The sequence below is a fragment of the Streptococcus mitis genome, assembly GCF_026782865.1.
Lineage (GTDB): Bacteria > Bacillota > Bacilli > Lactobacillales > Streptococcaceae > Streptococcus > Streptococcus mitis_CG.
In genome coordinates, this window is record NZ_JAKUXK010000010.1 from 129,907 (window position 1) to 136,195 (window position 6,289).

5 protein-coding genes and 1 pseudogene are annotated in these 6,289 nt (G+C 41.3%); 3 read left to right on the plus strand and 3 right to left on the minus strand.

What is annotated here, in order from left to right; genetic code table 11:
• Positions 1 to 227: 227 nt before the first annotated feature.
• A complete protein-coding gene (locus tag MK482_RS06625) occupies positions 228 to 1,418 on the plus strand; it encodes an oxidoreductase (RefSeq protein WP_268718297.1) in 1,191 nt (396 codons plus the stop codon).
• 113 nt (positions 1,419 to 1,531) lie between these two features.
• Here MK482_RS06625 and MK482_RS06630 read toward each other — a convergent pair whose 3' ends face one another.
• Entirely contained in the window at positions 1,532 to 1,969 is a 438-nt protein-coding gene (locus MK482_RS06630; protein ID WP_125410963.1) for an Rrf2 family transcriptional regulator, read from the minus strand.
• A 75-nt stretch (positions 1,970 to 2,044) separates the two neighbouring features.
• Positions 2,045 to 2,887, minus strand: a complete 843-nt coding sequence (locus MK482_RS06635) for a metallophosphoesterase family protein (RefSeq protein WP_268718298.1) — start codon at positions 2,885 to 2,887, stop codon at positions 2,045 to 2,047.
• Between the two features lie 311 nt (positions 2,888 to 3,198).
• Between MK482_RS06635 and MK482_RS09015 the strand changes: the two are divergent.
• Positions 3,199 to 3,379: pseudogene (locus tag MK482_RS09015) on the plus strand (hypothetical protein).
• 41 nt (positions 3,380 to 3,420) lie between these two features.
• On the plus strand, positions 3,421 to 5,364 hold the full coding sequence (gene thrS, locus MK482_RS06640; protein WP_125454734.1) for a threonine--tRNA ligase: 1,944 nt from the start codon (positions 3,421 to 3,423) through the stop codon (positions 5,362 to 5,364).
• Between the two features lie 255 nt (positions 5,365 to 5,619).
• Here thrS and MK482_RS06645 read toward each other — a convergent pair.
• Positions 5,620 to 6,289 (minus strand): DUF389 domain-containing protein (locus MK482_RS06645; protein ID WP_049551669.1); only part of this gene is annotated, 670 nt, incomplete at its 5' end.

Consider the following 6,289-nt stretch of genomic DNA (forward strand, 5'->3'; position numbering starts at 1 on the left):
AACCACGTCAGCTTCACCTTGCCGTACTCAAGTACAGCCTGCGTCTAGCTTCCTAGTTTGCTCTTTGATTTTCATTGAGTATAAACAGCCACTCTCCAGTTCAATTGGAGAGTTTTTTTGATGATAGTAGATATTTATATACCTCAATTTGACACCATACTTTTTCTATGATAAAATGTAACAAATTCATTTACAACAAATCAAATCCCAATGAAATGGAATTTTCTATGAGATCAATCAAAGGACTACTCTTTATCATAGCTAGTTTTATCTTGACTATTTTGACTTGGATGAACACTTCTCCCCAATTCATGATTCCAGGACTAGCTTTAACAAGCCTATCTCTGACTTTTATCCTCGCCACTCGTCTCCCCCTACTAGAAAACTGGTTTCACGGTTTGGAGAAGGTCTATACTGTCCACAAATTCACAGCCTTTCTATCCATCATCCTACTCATCTTTCATAACTTTAGTATGGGCGGTTTGTGGGGCTCTCGCTTAGCTACTCAGTTTGGCAATCTTGCCATCTATATCTTTGTCAGTATCATCCTTGTCGCCTATTTAGGCAAATACATCCAATACGAAGCTTGGCGATGGATTCACCGCCTGGTTTACCTAGCCTATATTTTCGGACTCTTTCATGTCTATATGATGATGGGCAATCTCCTCCTTACATTTAATCTTCTAAGTTTTCTTGTTGGTAGCTATGCCCTTTTAGGCTTGCTAGCTGGTTTTTATATCATTTTTCTATATCAAAAGATTGGCTTCCCCTATCTAGGGAAAATTACCACTCTCAAACGCTTAAATCACGATACTAAAGAAATTCAAATCCATCTTAGCAGACCTTTCAACTATCAATCAGGACAATTTGCCTTCCTAAAGATTTTCCAAGAAGGCTTTGAAAGTGCTCCGCATCCCTTTTCTATCTCAGGAGGTCATGGTCAAACTCTTTACTTTACTGTTAAAAATTCAGGCGACCATACCAAGAATATCTATTACAATCTTCAAGTCGGCAGCAAAGTAAGTGTAGACAGAGCTTACGGACACATGATCATAGAAGAAGGACGAGAAAATCAGGTTTGGATTGCTGGAGGCATTGGGATTACCCCCTTCATCTCTTACATCCGTGAACATCCTATTTTAGATAAACAGGTTCACTTCTACTATAGCTTCCGTGGAGAGGAAAATGCAGTTTATATAGATTTGCTCCGTGACTATGCTCAGAAAAATCCTAATTTTGAACTCCATCTAGTAGACAGTAGGAAAGACGGCTATCTTAATTTTGATCAAGAAGAAGTGCCCGAACATGCAAGCGTCTATATGTGTGGTCCTCTTTCTATGATGAAGTCACTTGCCAAACAGATTAAGAAAGAAAATCCAAAAGCAGAGCTTATTTACGAAGGATTAAAGTTTAAATAATCACTCATACTCTCCTGGAATTTCCTAGGAGTTTTTCTGTTCAAACACTCAAAAAAAACACTGCCAGATTTCTAGCAGTGTTTTGACATTCCATTTGCAGGCATCTATCCCTCTTAATCCTTCATCTGACTCTCTGCATCGGCCACGACTTGCTCTAGACTGGTCTGACCAAGTTCAGTCTCCATCGCCAGCTGAATTCTCTCCAATTTTTGATCCAAAACATCATGAATACGAGCACCTACAGGGCAATTGGGATTTGGATTGTCATGAAAACTGAAGAGTTGACCTGTCTTACCAAGACACTCGACCGCTTGATAAACATCTAAAAGACTAATGTCTTTGAGGTCCTTGACAATCTCTGTTCCCCCTGTTCCACGCGCTACTGAAATCAGATCTGCCTTCTTCAACTGGGACAAGGTCTTTCTGATAATGACTGGATTGACCCCGACACTAGCAGCCAGAAAATCACTGGTCACCTTGCTTTCCTTCCCCTTGAGGGCAATGATTATCAGCATATGAGTCGCAATGGTAAATCTACTTGGAATTTGCATCCTCTTCTCCTTTTTACGAGGCTACCCTGCCTCTACTCTTCTTTTTCTATTATTATACCCTTTTTAGTTGTAATGTCAATTATTACCACTTTTCAACCAGGCATCTAACTCCCTATCGTAGCCCTCTTTTTGGGCTAATTTTCTCAAAAATTCCTGATTGTGAGTATGATGGATACCATTGACCAGACTTTCATAGTAAACCTCAAAATAGGGAAGTTTGAGGTCTTTAGCCAACTGCAATTCAGCTACCACATCGTAGTCTACCCGTCGGAAGTCCATATCTACCAAGCCCTTGTCATCAAACTCTAAAATCATATACTGGGCCCGCAAGTCCTTCCGTAACTGGGTATCTAGAAAGAAAGGCTGCCCAATCGAACCCGGATTGACAATCAATTGACCACCAGTCCCATAACGAAGCAACTGCTGATGAATATGACCATATACAGCGATATCACAAGGTGGATTGGTCACCAAGCGGTCAAAATCCTCTTGCTCTCCAGTATGAATCAACTCTCTCCCCCAGTTCTTATCAGGAAGATGGTGGCTAATTCCTACCGTCAAATCCCCAAACTGACGATGAAGCTGGAGAGGTTGATTGTGGAGCAGTTCAATTTCTTCTAGGGAAATTTCCTCTAAAACATACTGGCATTGGCGCAAGAGATAGCGTTGACTAGGACGAGTGCTATCCAATTCCTTGCGTACACCATGCCAAAGACTGTCTTCCCAGTTTCCCAAAACTCTAGCCGTAATCGGTAGTTGATCCAACAAGTCCAAAATCCTTCGACGCCCTGTTCCTGGCATGAGAATATCTCCCAAAAGCCAGTATTCATCCACTCCTAGCTGCCGAGTATCTTCCAAAACAGCCTCCAAGGCTGTAGTATTTCCATGAATATCTGAAAGAAGAGCTATTTTTGTCATTCTTTCTCCTCATTTCCTCTTATATATCTTTTTAATATTATAACAAAAAATACTGTATAATAGTTACCTTTAACCCACTCTTACTAAATCCAGAACACTACTTTTATCAAGGTAAAGACTTATCAAAAAGATTATTTTACATTACTCCTAACAAAGCATAGCAAGCACTTTTTCAATGAAGAAAATTCAAAAAAATCTACAAATATCTTGAAAATTTTCACAATCATGCTATAATAATCCATAGAGACAAGTCACTTAGTCCCTTTCTACTAGAGAGTGCGTGGTTGCTGAGAACGCATAGAAAGCCTAAACTGATACTACTCTTGAGTTTTTATGAAAACATAAAACGGTGGCCACGTTAGAGCCAATCAGAGGTGTCCCTCTTTTTTGAGGAACATAAATGAAGGTGGAACCACGTTGCGACGTCCTTTCGAGGATGTCGCTTTTTGTTTTTCTAGCTTTCACAATCCTCTGTCCCTATTCTCAAAATAGGGGTTAAAACATTCGTCAATAATATAAGTAAGGAGAACATCATGATTAACATTACTTTCCCAGATGGCGCTGTTCGTGAATTTGAATCTGGCGTTACAACTTTTGAAATTGCCCAATCTATCAGCAATTCCCTAGCTAAAAAGGCCTTGGCTGGTAAATTCAACGGCAAACTCATCGACACTACTCGTGCTATCACTGAAGATGGAAGCATCGAAATCGTGACACCTGATCACGAAGATGCCCTTCCAATCTTGCGTCACTCTGCTGCTCACTTGTTCGCCCAAGCAGCTCGTCGTCTGTTCCCAGACATTCACTTGGGAGTTGGTCCAGCCATCGAAGACGGTTTCTACTACGATACTGACAATACTGCTGGTCAAATCTCTAACGAAGACCTTCCTCGTATCGAAGAAGAAATGAAAAAAATCGTCAAAGAAAACTTCCCATCTATTCGCGAAGAGGTGACTAAAGACGAGGCGCGTGAAATCTTCAAGAACGACCCTTACAAGTTGGAATTGATTGAAGAACACTCTGAAGACGAAGGTGGTTTGACCATCTACCGTCAGGGTGAATATGTAGACCTTTGCCGTGGCCCTCACGTCCCATCAACAGGCCGCATCCAAATCTTCCACCTTCTCCATGTAGCAGGTGCTTACTGGCGTGGAAATAGCGACAACGCTATGATGCAACGTATCTATGGTACAGCTTGGTTTGACAAGAAAGACTTGAAAAACTACCTCCAAATGCGTGAAGAAGCTAAGGAACGTGACCACCGTAAACTTGGTAAAGAGCTTGACCTCTTCATGATTTCTCAAGAGGTTGGACAAGGTTTGCCATTCTGGTTGCCAAATGGTGCGACTATCCGTCGTGAATTAGAACGCTACATCGTAGACAAAGAGTTGGCTTCTGGCTACCAACACGTATACACTCCACCACTTGCTTCTGTTGAACTTTACAAGACTTCTGGTCACTGGGATCATTATCAAGAAGACATGTTCCCAACTATGGACATGGGTGACGGGGAAGAATTTGTCCTTCGTCCAATGAACTGCCCACACCACATCCAAGTCTTCAAACACCATGTTCACTCTTACCGTGAGTTGCCAATCCGTATCGCTGAAATCGGTATGATGCACCGTTATGAAAAATCTGGTGCCCTCACAGGTCTTCAACGCGTGCGTGAGATGTCGCTCAACGACGGTCACCTCTTCGTTACTCCAGAACAAATCCAAGAAGAATTCCAACGCGCCCTCCAGTTGATTATCGATGTTTATGAAGATTTCAACTTGACTGAATACCGCTTCCGCCTCTCTCTTCGTGACCCTCAAGATACTCATAAGTACTTTGATAACGATGAGATGTGGGAAAATGCCCAAACCATGCTTCGTGCAGCCCTTGATGAAATGGGTGTGGACTACTTTGAAGCCGAAGGTGAAGCAGCCTTCTACGGTCCAAAATTGGATATCCAGGTTAAAACTGCCCTTGGTAAAGAAGAAACCCTTTCTACTATCCAACTTGACTTCTTGCTTCCAGAACGCTTCGACCTCAAATATATCGGAGCTGATGGTGAAGAGCACCGTCCAGTTATGATCCACCGTGGAGTTATCTCAACTATGGAACGCTTCACAGCTATCTTGATTGAGAACTACAAGGGTGCCTTCCCAACATGGCTAGCACCTCACCAAGTAACCCTCATCCCAGTATCTAACGAAAAACACGTGGACTACGCTTGGGAAGTGGCGAAAAAACTCCGTGACCGCGGTGTCCGTGCAGACGTAGATGAGCGCAATGAAAAAATGCAGTTCAAGATCCGTGCTTCACAAACAAGCAAGATTCCTTACCAATTAATCGTTGGGGACAAGGAAATGGAAGACGGAACTGTTAACGTTCGTCGCTATGGCCAAAAAGAAACACAAACTGTCTCAGTTGATGACTTTGTTCAAGCTATCCTTGCTGATATCGCCAACAAATCACGCGTTGAGAAATAAGAGATAAAACCTGGGATAAAATCCTAGCTACCTAAAAAGCAACAACTATTTCAGCTGTTGCTTTTTATATTTTTACTCAATGAAAATCAAAAAGCAAACTAGGAAGCTAGCCGCAAGCTGTACTTGAGTACGGTAAGGCGACGCTGACGTGGTTTGAATTTGATTTTCGAAGAGTATTATTTAATCCGAGCTAGTAGTGATTGACCAAACCACCACACAAGATTTGCTTTCATGAGTTAGATATGGTCAATATCCTCAATCCTTGTCTGCTTCATTTTCTTTTACGAGATCTTTTTGTGAATCCTTTTCAGAGAGTTTTTGATCGATATACTTGTTAATGGTTTCATAAAATTCCTTGGTCGAATCACTGTCTAATTTTGTCGAATTATGAACTTGATTGACTTTCAATTGAACAGATTGAATACCGTAAGAGGCTTGTTTTTGGTGGAGCGTTTCTAATTCTTCTTCTGAAATCGGATCTCCAACAACCGTCAAGACCAACTCATTGTTTCTTGATTTGTAGACTTGATTAATGACCGTGTGATTGGCGAACTCTTTTCCTACAAACTGCTTGATTCCTTCTTTTCGCGCTTGATCTATCGTCAGAGTGACTGCTGAATAACTAGCCGGAAGAATCAATAATACAATCAAGGATATCAACCCAATTCTCATTTTAATGTTTAGCTCTTTAAATGAACTTAAGGGAGATTTTCTCATCATAATTCTTGTTCCAACAATGTTGATTAGCATGATAAAGACACAGTTGATCAAGAAAAGATAAAGAGCCCCAAATAAAAATCGTACATTTCCATTAGCTAAACCATAGCCTGCAGTACAGATAGGCGGCATCAAAGCTGTAGCAATGGCTACTCCTGGCACGATATTGTTTGCTTCTTTTTTCCTTGAACCGATCACACCAGCAATC